Consider the following 18,523-nt stretch of genomic DNA (forward strand, 5'->3'; position numbering starts at 1 on the left):
TAATTTCATCAGCAATTTCACTAAACTCTTTATGAGTGGTATATTTATCAAGTATCTCTTTGAAATTCAAAATTAAGTAGCTAAAATTTTCTTTTTTTATTAATTAAATTCACTGCAAAGTTAGTTAATCTATCATAATGTAAAATCTAAAATCAATTAAATAAAGAAACCACTTATAGCGGATCTGCTGTAACTTTAAACTTTAGAAAAACATCAAGGTCAACATCTTGTAATAAAATTTCCTTTATTCCTGCTTCTGTTCTCAATGAATAAGTGCTACTTTTAAGATATTTATCAAGTTTTTCATCTGTAAGTTCCAAGCTTATACTTTGGGCAACAGAAGAAATATTATCTTTCCATGCTAATTCAATTTCATCTTCACTATTTGTTGAAATATAAATATGAATGGACCCTAAAAAGGAAAATGTTTTATCCGTTGGATTTGTAATTGTTAAAGTTAATTCATTAAGTTTAACATCTTTAACTAACTCTGCTTTAGTGTTGTGATTTTCAAAATCATTTGTTGAATTGGTTGGAATAGTAGGAATAGGAATATCAATTGGCAAACCGGGAATTGAAAATACTTTTTCAATGGTTGTTGTTGTTGTCTGCTCAACATAAAAAGTTAATGCTTCATCTAATTTATCGCATTTTATAAAAAATAAAACCAAAAATAATCCAATAAATGTTGCTAATTTTTTCATAATGTTAATATTTTTTCTTATCAAAGATACGTATTTTTTTTGGTTCTTTGTCAAATACTTGGGTAATCAAATTTGCCACAGATTCACAGATTACAAAATTACTCTTTTTGTAATCTGTGAATCTGTCTTCGACTGACGTAGTCTTACTTCGATTATACATAGCATGTCTTCGACAGACGAAGTCTGTGGCTTTAATATTTTTTCACCCACACAAATCAACATAGAACGTTTTTTTTTATAAAAATCAAATATTATTTCGAAATTCAATTTCGTTAAGTTCTAAAAGCTCATTGCATCTGCAACTACAAAGGCACTACCTGTAACTAAAATCATATCATTTTCCACTGCATTATTTTTTGCAGTGCTTAATGCATGCTTTACTGTTTTAAAAACTTTTCCTTTTAAATCAAATTTACTTGCAATTTCTTTTAGCTTATTTGCATCTAATCCACGTGGCACATTGGGTTTTGCAAAATAATAATTTGCTTCAATTGGCAATAATTTAAAAATATTTTCAAAACTTTTATCATTACTCATTCCAAATACAATATGTAAATTATTGAATTTATAATTATTGACTTGCATAAGCATATTTTTTACAGCAACAGCATTATGCGAAATATCAAAAATTACAGTAGGATTTTCTTCCATTAACTCCCATCTTCCATGTATGTTTGTGTTTTTTATGCTTTGTCTAAAAGCTTTTCTTAAATTCATAGAATTAAATTCACTCTTTAATTCATCCGAAATAATATCAAGAACTTTTAAAACCGTATTAATGTTTTCTCCCTGATAACTTCCAAGAAGGTCGCATTTTAATTTATCAAAAATTATTTTTTCATTTCTAAAAATATTAAAAACTGAAAATATATTTTCAATTCCCTTAAAATCAAATTGATATTCATCAGAAACAAAATAAATTGGTGATTTTCTTTCTTCTGCAATTTTTTGAAAAACCTTTTCCGTACTCAATTTTTTTTCTCCAATTACCACAGGAATTTCTTTTTTGATTATCCCTGCTTTTTCAACAGCTATTTTTTCGATAGTGTTTCCCAACATTTTTTCATGCTCAAGAGAAATATTTGTAATAACGGATACAAGCGGATTAAGAATATTGGTTGAATCTAAACGCCCTCCAAGTCCTGTTTCGATTACAGCAATATCAACATTTTGCTTAGCAAAATAATCGAAAGCCATAGCAACGGTTATTTCAAAAAATGAAGGCTGAACTTTTTCAATAATTTTTTTATTTTCTTTTACAAATCTAACAACAAAATCTTGAGTAACATCTTTGCCATTAATTTTTATTCTTTCCCTAAAATCAAGAAGATGTGGTGAAGTGTATAATCCAACTTTTAATCCTGACTCCATTAAAGCGGATGTAAGCAAATGACTTACAGAACCTTTACCATTTGTTCCTGCAATATGAACTGATTTAAATTTTAGCTGAGGATTTTTTAAGTGCTTACAAAAGGCAATAATATTCGTCAAGTCTTTTTTAAAAGCCGAATCTCCTACACGTTGATACATAGGTAGTTTTTCGAATAAATAATCTATTGTTTGTTTGTAGTCCATAGAAATTTTATGAAGAAATTTTTTCATGAATTTTATTTATCACAAAACTATATTTCTCGTCAAAATCAACATTATTATTAATAACAATATCAACATTATTTTTATAGGGTAAAATATATTTATTAAAAGCAGGAATCACATGATTGTTCCATTGATGAATAAAAGTTTCTTCAGGTATTCCTCTTTCATAAATATCTCTTTTTTCTCTTCTTATAAATCTGATTTTTTCATCAGCTTCAACAAATATTTTAAAATCTGTAAAGGATGCAATTTTTTCAAGATGTAATACAAACAGCCCTTCAATTAGTATCACTGAGGTGGGTTTTAGTAGCTTTACCTTTGGTTCTTTGTTCGGGTTATTAAATGTGTATTCAAGTTTTTCAATTTCTTTCCCCTCTGATAAAATTAGCAAATCATTGTAAAACTGTTCATAATTAATAGCACTAGGGAGGTCGAAATTATAAATGCCTTTTTCATCCTTAAATATTTCTTTCTTAGGTTTGTAATAATCATCCAAAGAAATAATACATAATTCCTCCTCCGAAAATTCTTTACGTAATTTGTTCAACAATAAAGATTTCCCTGAAGCACTACCTCCGCAAACACTTATCAAATAATATGATAGTTCAATTTTATTCTCCATTTGTGTAAAACTTAACGCCTCAAAGGTATTAAATCTAATTTTCACATTAGGATAGCTCTAAAATATTTTTTCTGTAAACCTTAAATTTTATTAGATTTGCATCTTATTAAATAGATTTATAAAAGCTTAAATTAAATATTTATTAAATTATGAAAAAATTATTAACCTTATTTTTATTAGTTCTAATTTTTAGTACTATCTCACAAGCCAAACCCGATGAAGGGATGTGGCTACCACTTTACATCAAGCAATTGAACATGAAACAGATGAAAAAGCTTGGTTTTAAACTTAGTGCTAAAGACATTTATGACATCAACAATTCAAGTATGAAAGATGCTGTTGTGCGTCTTGGAAAAGGATTTTGCACAGGAGAAATAGTTTCCGAAAAAGGACTTGTTTTTACAAATCATCATTGCGGATTTAGTGCAATTGCTGACCTCAGTAGTGTTGACAATGATTTTTTAGAAAATGGATTTTGGGCAAAAAGTTTTGATAAAGAAATTCCTATTCCCGATTTTTCAGTTTCACGTCTTGTTTACATGAAAGACCTTACATTTTTAATTGATTCATTAACATCCGTTACTGAAGACGAAGATGAAGTAGGAAACATTAAATCACATATTATTGATTCAGTAATAAATAAAGCTACTAAAGACAATCATTTTGAAGCAGAAGTAAAAACTATGTTTGCAGGAACAGAATATTTTCTTTTGGTTTATGAAACTTTTAATGATGTAAGATTTGTTGCTGCACCCCCTTCTTCAATTGGTAAATTTGGAGGAGATACTGATAACTGGATGTGGCCTCGTCATACAGGCGATTTTTCAATACTGAGAATTTATATGTCTCCTGATGGAAAACCTGCGGAATACAACGAAGATAATGTTCCTTACAAACCTCTTTATCATTTTCCTATTTCATTAAAAGGTATTGAAAGAAATGATTTTTCAATGATTCTTGGTTATCCCGGAACTACTGAAAGATATTTAACATCTTACGATATAGCTTACAAACTTAACAAAGAGCAACCCGCAATGATTGATATTTTTGGCAAACAACTTTCAATGATGAAACAAGCAATGGATGCAGACCACCAAGTACGTATTGATATGGCTTCACAATATGCAGGAATTTCAAATTATTACAAATATTTAAAAGGACAAAGCCTTGGTTTAGAAAAATTTGGACTTGTTAGTGAATACAAACAAAAAGAAGAGAAACTTATTGAATGGATAAACAGTAGTGAAGAAAATAAAGAAAAATACGGTGAATTATTTAATGATTTTGAAATAGCATATAATAATATGAACCGAATAATGCCTTCTTTTTATTATGCAGCAGTTGGCATATCAAGACTTGGAGTTAAAAGTCATATTTCCGATATTAAAAGTATTCATGAAAAATTGTTAAACAAAAAAGATGTTGATAGTGATATTGCCAATTTAAAAGAAACATCAAAAGCTATGTTTGAAGAAGGCTATTACAAATCGGAATTAGTAATGCTTAAATTTTTTGCTAAAAAGCTTTACAAAAATCTTAGCAATCCTGAATTCAACGAACTTTACATTTGGGTAAAAGAAGAATATAAAGGTAAAGATATGGATGAAAAATTTGATAACTTCTTTGAAGAGATGTTCTCGGAGTCTGATCTTTTTTGTGAAGAAACAATTGCAAAATTCATTGAAAATCCTAAGAAAAAATACTTTAAAAAAGACTTATTCTTTAAATTAGTTGATGATATATCTTCTTTTATGAGAAAAAATTATATGGCATTTTTGAGTTCAAATAATAAAATTTCTACATTACAAGAAGAATATTTTGTAGCTTTAAGAGAGTGGAAAAAAGACGAAACTTTTTATCCTGATGCAAATTCTACAATGCGTCTTTCTTACGGAAAAGTAATTCCATATCATCCTAAGGATGCTGTTTATTATCATTTCCATACAACACATTACGGAATACTGTCTAAAGAAGACCCTAACGATAGTGAATTCAAAATTGATCCTAAATTACACAAACTACTTGAAAATAAAAACTTTGGACCTTATGCAGAAAAAGATACTTTAATGGTATGTTTTTTAAGCAACAATGATATTACAGGCGGAAATTCAGGAAGCCCTGTGATAAATGGCAATGGCGAACTTATAGGTATTGCTTTTGATGGAAATTGGGAAGCAATGACAGGCGACCTTGTAGTTGACCCCTCTTTAAATAGAACCATCAGTGTTGACATCAGATATGTTTTATTTGTAATTGACAAATTTGCAGGAGCAACAAATCTTATTGATGAACTGGATATTGTAACCGCAAAAACTGAAAAAGTTAAAGAAGCTGTAAAAGTAGAATAATAAATTAAAACATTTTGTAAAAAAAGCCGTAGAATAAATATTTGTTCTACGGCTTTTTTTATTTACAACAATTTATTTGCTACTCTTTTCAGATAGCTCTCACTTATCTTATTATTGAAATCTTTTTAATTACAACTTTGTTGTTAATCTGAAATTTGACAAAATAAATTCCTGTACTAAAATTGTTTAAATCAATTAAAAAAGTTCCTTTTCTAATATTTTTTTGTTTGATGATTCTGATAGTTTTTCCTATTGAATTTGTGATAAAAATATCAAGGTCCTTTTCATTATCAAAATTTGCTTTAACAATAAATTCCCCCGTTGAAGGATTGGGATATATAAAGATATTATTGTTTTTATTTATCTCATTAATAGACCAAGGACAATCTTCTACATTTACATAAATATTTTTTTCGGTGGCAGAATTACCAGACTGGTCTTTTACATTAAAGTTAATTGAGTAAAGACCAATTTTGCTAAAAACGAGATATTCGGAAAAATATGTACCTGTTTTTTTTATATTAAAAATTTTATTATAATTATCAGTAACCTTAATAGCAAGTTGTGCAGAATCAAGATATTGAAATCTACATATATTACAAAGGTGTTGTCCAAGTAAAGTTATTACAGGTTTTTCGGTATCAACAACATTAATATATAATGTAAATATTGTACTATTTGCAGATTGATCTGTAGCTATAATTTCCATCTTATAAAGCCCTATAATGTCTGCAACTAAATCACTAAATGAACTAATAAAAGAACCTGAATAACTAATGTTTATGTTTGTATCATAATTATCAGTAATAATAAAATTATCTATATTAAAAGTCTCAAATACTTCCAATTTAATTGTATCTCCATCTGAATAAACACTTGAAATTTGAGGGCATATTGAATCAAAAACAATTACGGTTCTGGATAAGGAAACGGGTCCGTTACCATTACAATCCGTTACTTCATATTTTAGGTAATATTTCCCTACTTTTAAAGTATCCACTATTCCTGATATTGTTGTAATGTTATTAGAACAATAATTATCAAAAACATTTATGCCTTTGTCATTATATGGATGATAAACCTCAGTGTATTCGATTGGGTTACCAATAAAAGAAATTTGCGGTAGAGTACGGTCAACAACAACAACTGTTCTTTGTATTGTACTAATATTCCCATTTTTATCATAAACAACATATTTTAACAAATTTGTTCCCATTTTTGAAACATCAACATTGCCAGAAATAATAACCGTATCAAATCCACTACAATTATCGGAAACAATATATCCCGAATCATAATAAGGAATAAGTACTTCGGTAGTATCATGAACATTTCCTTTTAAAGTTATCACCGGTTTTGTAGTGTCGGGAGTTATAATAATTGTTCTTATTGCTTCATTCGCCTGATTGTTACTTGAATCTTTAACATTATATTTATACTGATAAGTTCCCGAATTATTTAAATCCAAGTTATTTGTTGTAATAATATTTGCGGTCATGTCTTTATTAGTATTATCCCAGGCTGTTGCACCTGAGTCAAAATACGAAGCTGTGCATTGTTGAAAATACACTGAATCCTGACCTATTAAAGTAATTTTAGGAGGAGATATATCATTAGATACAAATATTCTATAATCTTCAACTTCACCCATAAATCTGTTGGTACAAGGTTCATTAACTTTCTTTTCAAGGCTAACACCTATTCTCATTCTTGTAGCTCCAAGACATACAGAATCGGGAACGGTAAATGTATCTGTCCATTGTCTTGCTCCTGATGAAAGATTGTAAGCTACCAATTCGCCCTGATCAAAAAAATCACCATCAATATTCCAATCAATCCATACCGAGTGTTTTATTGCATTATAAAATGTATTTCTTTCTACTTTTATTGAATAAGAAGCTTTTCTTTCTAATATGGTTGAACAAAAACTTGAATAATCTGTATAAGCTTTTGTTCCTATTAATGAATAATTATTTATTTTACCGATAGTAACTCTACAAATTCCAACATCAGAATTTAATATTTGAACAGAAGGAGTGCAATAATCTATTCCTTTGATAAAACATTGCTTTGTTAATGTATCATAATTAGAACCATAGCCTGCAACAAGAGTGATGTTGTAGCAAATAGTATCCAAAAATTTAATTTGAGGACTATGTCCGTTTGGGAAAGCACTAACAACCGTATATGTGGATGGACTAATACTCCAATGCCAATTATCAACACATCCTGATGATAAATCAATAAATGTAACAACATCTTGATTTACCAAAGGTTTTAAAATGTTGGCAGTAAAATCAGCAGTCGGAGGTTGATTAGGTTGTTTTACAACAATACTTTTGTAATATGTTGTATCTCCACCACAATTATTTAAAGTTAACGAAATATTATATGTCCCGGTTGAAGAAAAAGTATATACAAATATTTTATTAATCGATATGAGCATTCCATTAATTTTCCATTTGTAATAAGAAATATCATCATTACTTTGACAAGTAAAAACAACAGGCATATTAGCACAAACGGTATCTGGGGCAATTATTGATGCTGATACTTTAGGAACTATTTTTTTTACACCCGACCATTCACCTACAAAGCCTGTGCTTGAACCTAAAACATTAGTAACCCATTCGAAATATAATTTACCTCCCGGAGCAGTTAAAACAGTATCAAATCCGGGGGAAGCCATAGAGCCACTTATTCCATTGAATCCGTATTTTGAAGTATTCCAAAGCTTTGTTCCTTGATTATCAACCCCATCAAAAACTCTTAAAAAATCTCCCGGCTTGGTGTTAAATTCGGTAAAAGTAAAAAATAATGTGTCTGCACATGGGTCAATTTTAAAAGAACAATTTTTACTACCCTGATAATCAGAAGGACCTCCATCATCAAATAAGAACCCATTTATAGAAGATTCTATTTGAGGAAGAGAGTAAAAGCACATCCACTGAGTTGGTTTTACAATTATGTAATCGGATTTACAGATTGATGATGAACCTCTTATATTAGTTGTGTTAAGGCATACACTGTATTTGCCCGGATAACTAAAATAAATTTTAGGGTTTTGAGAATTTTTATTTGTAGGAATAATAAAACTATATGTACTAAATTTCCCGTATGGTGTATTGATAGTATCGGGTGAAATAGTCCAATGCCACGTACTTGGACAAAAACTGCTTAGGTCATAAAACTTTAGCGTTTCTAATACTTCTAAATTATTATTGCTACAAATAAAATCAGATATTGGAGCCACTAAGGGTGTGTCAACAAAAATTCCTTTAGAAAATGTATCATTACCTCCACAATTAGTTGCAATTAAAGAGACTGTATCATAGTGTGTTCCCTGAGAAAAAGTATTAATATAATCAATATTATTTGATTTAAAAACTCCATTCACATACCATTTAAAAGCTTTTGAATTTTGGCTACTAAAATTATGTAAAGTTATAGGCGAGCTATAACAAACCGTATCGTCAACATAAAATAAAGCTGTTGGGAGTAATTCTTGATATCTTGATTCATCGGCTCCTATCGACACCTCATAAGGACATCTTGGGTCTCCGTCAACATCATGAAGAGTTAACGGTTTTACCCTGATCATTTGATAATTTGAATCTAAATGTAAATCGGTAGCGGATAAAAAATGAGGGTCAAAATTTTCTACTGAATTTACATCATGAGGCATTTTTATATTTGTGGACGATGATTTCCATGTTGCAAGATTCTGATAAGAAACAAAATTATTATAAAACATATTAGTAGTACTTCCTGGATGGTAATAATTGTTGCCGTTGATTATTAAATATCCATTGCCGGAATAAGAAATCAACATAGTACCTGCTGTACTTATAAGATTATTATTTTTAACAACCGGATTATATGTATTATTTAGACATATTGCAGAATATAAAATACTATTAGATTTTGAACCTGTTACTTTAATCGTATTATTATATATTTCTAAATAATAACAATTATTATTTGCAAAAATTCCTTGTTGTAAGATTGTATCATGAAAATTATTTATAATATTATTTGTAACAATAGTACTATCATTACTTAAATAATAATTTTCCCTATCTAAACGAATTCCTATTCTGCCTGGTTGAATAATATTTGCATCAATAATCGAATGTTTACAAGAATTAGTATATATGCCAATAGCTAATTTATCTCTTTCTCTAATATTTATATTATTAAAATTAATTGTTGTATTATCCTGATATTTCATTAAAATAGAACAGCCATTTTGTTTAGTAAATGTGTTTCCTGTTATTTCATTGTTACAACAACGAGCCCAAGAAGCTCCATACATATTAATGCCATAAAATCCACCTGATATTTCATTGTTTTCAATAGTATTATAATTCGCATTGTGTCCTCTGTATGTTGTTGATGATTCTGAAACTGATGCTACTATAGCCTGGACATACATACTGTTTGTAGTATTATTTACATTTATTTTACAATTAGATATTTTATTATAGTTTGCCTGATTTGTAAATAATATTCCATAAGCAGAAATAGTTCCTGTGTTTTCAATAGTCATATTTTTAAAAGTAAAATAATCTGCACCGTTAAAAATAAGAGTTGCTCTATTTGAATTGTTAATACCGGGATATATAAGTTTTACATTATTTTTATTTATTCCGATAAATGTTACAGTGTTTGTTGATGAAACTCCAACAATATTATTAGGAATAACAAGTCTTTCGTTATATGTGCCTGAATATACAGAAAACGTAACCGGACCATCAACTGTATAATCTATTAATGCATTTATTGCTGCGTTAAATGATGGATAATCTCCTGATGAGCCGATTGTATAATTTCCTGCCATAGGTGAATGTTTTATAACACATAATTGGTCTTCATTGTCAGGATCGTTTGCTAATTGAGGGTAAATTTTTGTACAAATAGTATATGTATCTTCAACAGAAATAAATAAGGGTTTAGAAAACGTAAAATCCTTTGTAGTTTTTGGATTCCAAATACTTGTTAAATGCATAGTATCTTTTACCCAGTTACTGTTATTTGATCTGTATCTTAAATATATATTTTGTGGTGAAATAGAATCAATTCCATCATTTTTTAATTTAATTTTAATAGTATTATTTCCTAAAACAGCCATGTTGGGAGAGAGTAAACTAATAATATCCAAATCGTTATAATAAAAATTATATTTAATTCTCATATATGGTTTATAAACAGAATTATCATAACCGTAGTGAGTCATAAAAGTTGTAATTCCTGAATTATAAGAAAAGCCTACTGCTGTCCATCCCGGGGATATAGCTCTTGCTTGAATATCTGCATCTGCTGTTGTTCCTAAATCCTTTGCTCTCCAACCTGCACTGGTGCCACCCCACTCATAATTTGTAATATAGCTATCATTTGTTGTTATAGAATTCCAGATATCTGAATAGTTTGCAGACACAGGGTCGGTATTATTCATGTCATTTACCTTTACCAATTTTGAGCCTGAAAAATTTATATAATGATAGCTAAAAAAATCTACGTCTTTAATAGTAGCATAAGCAAGATTTGCAATATTGAACTTTGCCCAAGAAGTTGTTGAAGTATTAGTAATGCGCATATAACCATTGCTTTTATTTGTACTGTTCATTTGCCTGCCTGTCCAATAAGCTGAATTAGTAGGATAGTAATTTACCGTTGGGTCAACAACAATAGGAAACTGTCTGTTTTTTTCAAGAAGCCAATTAAGAGGAACTATTGTAAATATTTTATATTGCCTGCCATTTTTTTCTACTTTGTATTTTCCTGAAATGATGTGTTCTTCTTCAATATTCGGCTTATAAGTTGAAGCATTTTTTTCATATATTATTGGTTCAGGGTAGTTTGCAATCCACTTTCCTTTTTCATCAAATATATTGATTTCTTTGGATGTAGCTATTAATTCCCAATTTACAGGTATTTTTATGGTTTCTGAAAATGCTATCTCTTCACAATTTTTTGATTCGGAAAGAATTGCATTTCTGTCATTAATTATATAATCTAATTTTCTGCCTGTATTTGTTTGTGTAAATCTAACATCTATTGACGGATAAGCATTTTTGTAAAATAATTTACTACCAGCAACTATAGCTTTTTCGTTATTTATAGAATGAGTATTCAATATTTCACCATTCTTTAAGGAATTTATTTCAGGACTTATAAATTCTTTAATTAAACCTTCATCTAATTGTGTAAGTACGCCTTTTTCTCCGGCATTAGCTGAATAAAATGATTTGTAAAAATTCTTTGTATTTGAATATAAATATTCTGAAAATAATTGTGTTGTATTTGAAATTATGTTACACTCAATAACTTCCCATTTATTATTTTTCAAATAATTAATAGGAGAAGGAAAAATGTATGCAGAAAAAGAACCATCAGGATTTTTGAAATGCCTGCTATTCATGTCCCGCTTATTTATTATTTCGTTTTGTAATTGTGTATTTTTATACTGTAATCCATCATCAATTGATTCTTGACTAAATGAATTATTAAAAGAAAAGAAAAAAATACTTACAATTAGTAAATTTACAAAAACCACATTTTTTTTCATAATAATTATTTTAATAATGTTATTGTTCCGTAATGGCTTATCTTTTTGCCATTAGTTCCTTTTGCATAAAGCTGATAATAATAAACTCCTGTCTGACAAGCTGAACCATTGTAATTTCCATCCCAGCAATTTTTTACATCATTGCTTTCAAATAATTTTTCACCCCAACGATTAAAAATTTTAATATTAAAATCCAAAATAAATGTTCCTTTTATTTCAAATATATCATTTAATCCATCCCTATTGGGTGAGAAAGAATTAGGCATCCATAGATTGAACTGTGTTGGCAAGCAAACTACATTTGACATTGATTCCAACTCATCACCATTTCGTTTTGCCACTATACGATAGCAATATTCTTCTTGATTAAGCTTGCTTTGATTGTCGATATACTTTAAATTATTGGGCGTTGACGGTTGTTGATTATCGATTGTAATAAACTGATTAAAGTTTTCGTCAAATATTTGAACTTCATATTCCGATACGCCATCTTCCCAATCAAGGTATGGTGTCCAGTTCAAAACAGAAAACTCTTTTGTTGAATCAACTGTTAACAAAATAGTTTTAGCAATATTTGAATATGAACATTTATATAAACAACTGTCTATTATTTGAATACGATAAACGTAAGAACTGTCATCAACACTTACAAATTTATCAATGTAATTAAGAATATTCATTTCAAAATTGCCAATAAATTTATAATTAAAATTGTCTGATGAACGTTCAAGCCTAAACATCATTGGATTTCCAATTAGGTTTTCTGTCCATTCAATCAAGATTTTTTTGTCATCAATAACTGTTGCCCTTTCAATTTTGTTTGCAATTACTTGCTTGTTAAAAAATAAATATTTTGTTATTTCATTTTCGCATCCATTATTTGATCTTACAAAAAGTGTTACAGGATAATTTCCCGACATTGAATTAATGTGAACAGGATTTTGAAATGTTGAGGAATTACCGTTATGAAAAGTCCAGTACCATGAAGAAATATTATCGGGTGGATAAATTGTTGTTTTGTCAAAAAAGGAAAAACTATCGTTGAGACAGGGTTTTTCATAATCAAAATTTGCTTTAGGCATAGGATGTACAACAACATACAATTCTAATGTATCGCTACAATTTTGATTACTTAAAACAATTAATTTTACAATGTATGAATTATTTGAATCGTAAGAATAATGTGGCGAAGTTTGGGTAGAGGTATCAATATTTCCAAAATCCCAAATATAACTCAAATTACCTTCCGAAATAGTTGATTTATTTGAAAAGATAAAATTATTATTTTTCAGACACTGAGAAGTATCATTTATAGAAAAATTTGCCAAAGGAGTAGGTGCAATTTTAACATCTTTAAAAATCGAATCTTTGCAATTAAAAAAAGATGTTGCTAATAATTTTACAGTAAATGTACCGTATTTTGTAAAACTAAAAGCAGGCTCGTCAACTGTTGAAGTATTGTTATCTCCAAAATCCCAAAAGTAAGTCAAAGCATTGCTTTGGTCTATTGTTGAAAGATTCGAAAATTTAAAATTGTTTTCGGCAAAGCACTGAATACTATCGTTTACAGAGAAATTTGCCTTAGGCATAGGGTAAACAATAATATTTTTTGTTATTGAATCTATACAATTTTGCGTTGACGTTGCAACAAGTTTTACATTAAAAGTATTGTAATTTAGATAAGAATGAACAGCATCAACTGTATTTACAGTATTGGATAAATCTCCGAGATTCCATTTAAAATGTAATTTGTCAAGAGGTTGATATCCTGACAAAAACGAAGAATTATAAAATTCAAAACGATTAGCTGATAAACATTGAGTACTGTCGTTTATACTAAAATCAACCGTAGGCATTGGGTATGTAATAATATTTTTTATTATCGAATCTTTACAACCAAAGGATGAAAAAATCAAATGTTTAACAAAAAATGTATCGGATTGTAAATATTTATGACTTATGTTTTTCCCCGAATAATTTGTCCCGTCACCTACGTTCCAACAAAAAGAGTCAATTGATCCATGTATGATTGAAGAACTATCGGAAAACAAAAAAGTATTTTTCGAAAGACATTGAGTAGTGTTATTTATTTTAAAACCTGCCACCGGCATAGGAAAAACTATTACATTTTTTGTTATTGAATCTTTGCATCCAAAATCTGAAACAGTTAATAATTTAACATTTATTGTATCAAAATAATTATAGCTATGAGTAGGGTTTTTGAGTGTTGAAAAACTACTATCGCCAAAACTCCAATTATAAAACATTGAACCTGAAGAAATAGCCGAGTTATCAAAAAATTTAAAAAGATTTACTGTTAGACATTGCCCACTATCATTTATTGAAAAATCAGCAATTGGTACAGGATGAACATGAATATATGTTTTTCTTGTTAAAGAATCTTTACAACCGAGATTTGAAATTCCGATTAGTTTAACACCAAAAGTATCAGGTGAATTATAAGAATGTGAAGGGCTAATATTTGTTGAAGAACCTCCATCACCAAAGTCCCAAATATAATTTGATGAGCCTGAACTTATTGATGATTTGTTATTAAAAATAAAATAATTATTGTCAAAACATTGAGATGTATCGTTAATTAAGAATTTTAAAATAGGAGACGGATGAACATAAATATTTTTTGTTAGTGTATCAAAACATCCGTTATTTGAATACGTAACAAGCTTTATTTGATAGGTGTCAGGTATTTCAATTATTAAATTATTAAAATGTTTATTTGTTGATTTTAGACTATCGTTAAGAAACCATAGATAATTTAATGAGCCTGAATTTATTGTTGATAAATTATTAAAATTAAAACTATTTCCTAATAGACATTGCTGGCTATCATTGATTGAGAAGTTTGTGTTAGGTGAAGGAAAAACAAAAACCGGTTTTGTTAACGAATCATTGCATCCGAGATTTGATGTGGAAACAACTTTAATATTAAATGTATCAAAGCTTTGAAACACATAAGCAGGACTTGTTGATGTTGAATAATTTCCATCATCAAAATCCCATAAAAAAGATTGTGAGCCTGAACTTATTGTTGAATTATTTGTAAAAACAAAATTATTTTTATTAAAGCATTGTGTAGAGTCGTTTACATTAAAATCAACAATTGGTGAAGGGGAAATATATACTGTTTTAATAGTTGAATCAGCACATCCAAAATTTGTTGTTGCCGAAAGTTTTACACTAAATGTATCTGCCAAAGAATAAATGTAATTTGGATTTGAAGAAGATGAAGTATCTCCCGTTCCAAAATGCCAAATATAATTTAGTGAGCCTGAACTAAGGGATGAAGAATTTGTAAAAGCAAATAAATTTTCATTAAAACATTGTATGCTGTCATTCACGGAAAATCCTGCAATAGGCATTGGGTTTACATATACGTTTTTCGTCAATGAATCATTACAACCTCCCCCTGATGTTACTTTTAATTTTACAGAAAATGTATTATTTGAATAGTAAGTGTGTTGAGCATTTTTTGAATTGGAAAATGAGTCATCACCAAAAGTCCAGTAATATGATGCTAATGAACCGCTATTGATTGTTGAATTATTTGAAAAATAAAAATTATTTTGTGCAAAGCATTGAGAACTATCGTTTATCGAAAAATAAATATCAGGATTTGGATAAACAATAACTGTTTTTGTCATTGAATCTTTGCAACCTTTGTCTGAGGTAACTGTAAGTTTAACATTAAAAGTGCCGTAATTTGAATATACGTGAGAAGTATTTTGGCTATCGGAAATATTACTGTCTCCAAAATTCCATTGATAAGTCAAGCCCGAAGAAGAAGCTGTCATTGTTGAACTGTCATAAAATAAAAATAGGTTTTCATTAAAACACTGGTCTGTATCATTTATTGAAAAGTTTGATTTTGGCATTGGAGAAACATTAACAGTAGTAAATGTAGAATCGGAACAAGCATTAGTAGAACTAACCTTTAATTTAATATTAAAAGTGTCAAATGTACTGTATGCATGGTTTGGATTTTTTGAATTTGAAGTTGTGTTATCCCCAAAGTTCCAACTGACAACAGAAATAGAATCATTAGTAACTGATGAACTGTCCATGAAAATAAAATTATTACTACTTAGACATTGAGAATAGTCATTTACATAAATTTCCGCTTCAGGCATTGCACTTACAAAAATATTTTTTGACAGAGTGTCTATACAGCCTTTTGATGAAATAACAATTTGAGTAACACTGTATTGTCCGTAATTTTGATATGTGTGATTTGTATCGGAAGAATAATAATATGATGAATCACCCATACTAAAATATAAAGAATCAATTGAGCCGTCAATAATTTTTGAACTATCGGTAAAAACAAAATTGTTTCCTGTAAAGCATTGTAAATTGTCATCAACATAAAAATCAGCTATCGGCATTGGATCTACGTAAGTATTTTTACTTGCCGAATCAATACATCCATAATTGGAAGTTGCATAAAGCTTTACTAAAAAGGTATCATAATAATTATATGAATGATTTGCCGAATCAAAAATTAAAGAATCTCCGTCACCAAAATCCCAGAAGAAAAAATTTATTGAACCTGATGCTATTGAGGAATTATTTGAAAAGTAAAAATCATTTGCTGATAAACATTGGATACTATCTAAAATATCAAAATCAACATTCGGCAAAGGATGATTTGAAATAACAACAGAATCTCTTAAAGTTGTACCGAATCCTGTTGCAACTTCCGCCCAATAAATACCGGGAGTATCGGCATAAATTTCATGATTAGAACTTGAATCCTGCCATAAATAATTTTCAAAACCATATCCGTAGGCATTTAAAATAACAGAATCACCGGGGCAAATAGTCGTATCGCTTCCAATGGAAAGAAGAGTGTCGCAGTAATATATATCAAGATAATCGGTAACAGTAGTTGGACCAATCGGATTACCATCAATAACTGAACTTAATAAAACAGTACTGTATTGAGGAAATGCTGATGACAGTTTAACTACTAAAGTAAATGAATCTGTAAATGTGTGTGGTAAAAGACTACCAATATTCCATTTAACGGTTTTACTAGAACTATCATAAATACCGCTATCCGAAGCTGATATAAAAATAAAACTATCAGCTAATGTTGCAATAATATTAACATCTGAAATAGTATCAAAATTAAGTTGATTTTGATATTTAATGCTATATGTAATTTTCCCTTCAGGAACTATGCAAGCACTTCCAATATTATTTTTAACATATAATTCAAGAGGGTTGTAGCCAATATTTGCAACGGCAAGTCCTGTTGTAAATCCAACAGTTGCCGATGTCCATAACTTTGTTAGATTTTGATTATAAGTAAGAAGACGTTGACCATTCGAACCACCGTAATAAGTTGAAACATACACAAATCCTGTTAATTGATTCACCGCAACACCGAGAGTAGTTGACCCTACATTTGTTGTACTTTCAGTATTTGTGGCAAGTTCATATTTCGAAAGATATGCACTCCCACTCGGAGAACCTGAAGTAAAATATAAACATTGATTTTGTTCATTTATGGCAATATCAATAGCATCATTAGTTGTACTAATTTGACCTGCCAGTACAGATAAATTATTGATATTATAATATTTAATCCCATTACCTCTATCACCTACATATAGACGACTTGTTGTGCGGTCAAACTCAAGCCCATAAGCGAAATTGCATGAAGGTAATGTTACATAAGACGAACCCTGAAGTATTAATGAATCGTTTACCGAATCCCAAAGATATATATATAATTTATTTGATTTCCTTTGTACCGAATATACTATTCCTGTTTGTTGATTAATTGTAATTCCTGCAAGATTACTTGCCTGAGGAGCTTTTACAGACCCTAATTCAGTCATTGTAACAGCATCAAATATCTTTATTTTGTTACTTCCTTCTTTTGTTACAAATAAAGTTTTAGACGCCACATGAACATCAACATCAACCCCATAACTATTGGTAATTTGTTGCTGTGATTGAAGAACCAACGAATCTGCTTGAATATCATACGCTTTGAGAAAAGTACTTGAATTATATACAGACTGTGCATAGTTAAAATTTATTAGTACAAAAATTGATAAAAACAAAAATGCTATTCGATATTTGTATTTTATTAACATTTATTTAATTTTAGAAAGTTTAATCTTTGTTTCCTGAATAGTATCTGCTACTTTATTAATAAATTGATTACTAACTGATACTAATATTATATAATGTGTTTTGTGTAAGTACTTCATATCATAATTAATAATATTTTCGCTAAAACTATATTGTCATAAATAATTCGCTTAATATTACACTTAACAATTAATTAACGCAACTCTTCATTTAATGTTAGTATATTTAAAAGCCAAAAGGTAAGCATTTTTTTTGTCTTTTTTTTAATAAAATAATTATTTCATATAATAATTATTGAAAACATAAGTAATAATAGGTGTTACAGAGCAATTGAATAATTGCATTTTTTTTTATTTTTTCATGAAAAATATATAAATTTTTTGATTTCCATGAGAAATATTTAGTACTTCATTATTTTAATAGGTACTATGTTGACTTAGGTGGGTAAAAAATAATTAAAAATCCATTAATAATAGATACATCTTTTTTGTATGCCGTTTTTGCATTAGAATGATTCTCCAAAACCAATGTAAAATCCACTGTTATTTTCATTTCCTAATAC

The 18,523-nt window shown here is 28.9% G+C and carries 6 protein-coding genes; 1 reads left to right on the forward strand and 5 read right to left on the reverse strand.

Annotation, left to right across the window (positions count from 1 at the left end; all coding sequences use genetic code 11):
- Positions 1-173 precede the first annotated feature (173 nt).
- The 3 genes from U9R42_02345 to U9R42_02355 form a co-directional block, all read right to left on the reverse strand.
- Entirely contained in the window at positions 174-704 is a 531-nt protein-coding gene (locus U9R42_02345) for a hypothetical protein (protein ID MEA3494854.1), read from the reverse strand.
- 279 nt (positions 705-983) lie between these two features.
- A complete protein-coding gene (locus U9R42_02350) occupies positions 984-2,306 on the reverse strand; it encodes a folylpolyglutamate synthase/dihydrofolate synthase family protein (protein MEA3494855.1) in 1,323 nt (440 codons plus the stop codon).
- A complete protein-coding gene (locus U9R42_02355) occupies positions 2,287-2,922 on the reverse strand; it encodes a uridine kinase (protein MEA3494856.1) in 636 nt (211 codons plus the stop codon). The genes U9R42_02350 and U9R42_02355 overlap by 20 nt, the downstream gene beginning before the upstream one ends.
- 149 nt (positions 2,923-3,071) lie before the next feature.
- Here U9R42_02355 and U9R42_02360 point away from each other — a divergent pair, with 149 nt between their 5' ends.
- A complete protein-coding gene (locus tag U9R42_02360) occupies positions 3,072-5,270 on the forward strand; it encodes a S46 family peptidase (GenBank protein MEA3494857.1) in 2,199 nt (732 codons plus the stop codon).
- Between the two features lie 103 nt (positions 5,271-5,373).
- Here the strand turns inward: U9R42_02360 and U9R42_02365 are convergent, their stop codons facing one another.
- On the reverse strand, positions 5,374-11,838 hold the full coding sequence (locus U9R42_02365; GenBank protein ID MEA3494858.1) for a DUF5011 domain-containing protein: 6,465 nt from the start codon (positions 11,836-11,838) through the stop codon (positions 5,374-5,376).
- A 5-nt stretch (positions 11,839-11,843) separates the two neighbouring features.
- On the reverse strand, positions 11,844-17,963 hold the full coding sequence (locus U9R42_02370) for a PKD domain-containing protein (protein ID MEA3494859.1): 6,120 nt from the start codon (positions 17,961-17,963) through the stop codon (positions 11,844-11,846).
- Positions 17,964-18,523 lie beyond the last annotated feature (560 nt).

Source organism: Bacteroidota bacterium (assembly GCA_034723125.1).
In the GTDB taxonomy this organism is placed as follows: Bacteria; Bacteroidota; Bacteroidia; order CAILMK01; family JAAYUY01; genus JAYEOP01.

Bases quoted from the DNA above. Each gene is read 5' to 3' on its own strand.
- U9R42_02365 (MEA3494858.1), bottom strand. From the start codon at position 11,838: ATGAAAAAAAATGTGGTTTTTGTAAATTTACTAATTGTAAGTATTTTT.
- U9R42_02355 (MEA3494856.1), bottom strand. From the start codon at position 2,922: ATGGAGAATAAAATTGAACTATCATATTATTTGATAAGTGTTTGCGGA.
- U9R42_02360 (MEA3494857.1), top strand. From the start codon at position 3,072: ATGAAAAAATTATTAACCTTATTTTTATTAGTTCTAATTTTTAGTACT.
- U9R42_02345 (MEA3494854.1), bottom strand. From the start codon at position 704: ATGAAAAAATTAGCAACATTTATTGGATTATTTTTGGTTTTATTTTTT.
- U9R42_02370 (MEA3494859.1), bottom strand. From the start codon at position 17,963: ATGTTAATAAAATACAAATATCGAATAGCATTTTTGTTTTTATCAATT.
- U9R42_02350 (MEA3494855.1), bottom strand. From the start codon at position 2,306: ATGAAAAAATTTCTTCATAAAATTTCTATGGACTACAAACAAACAATA.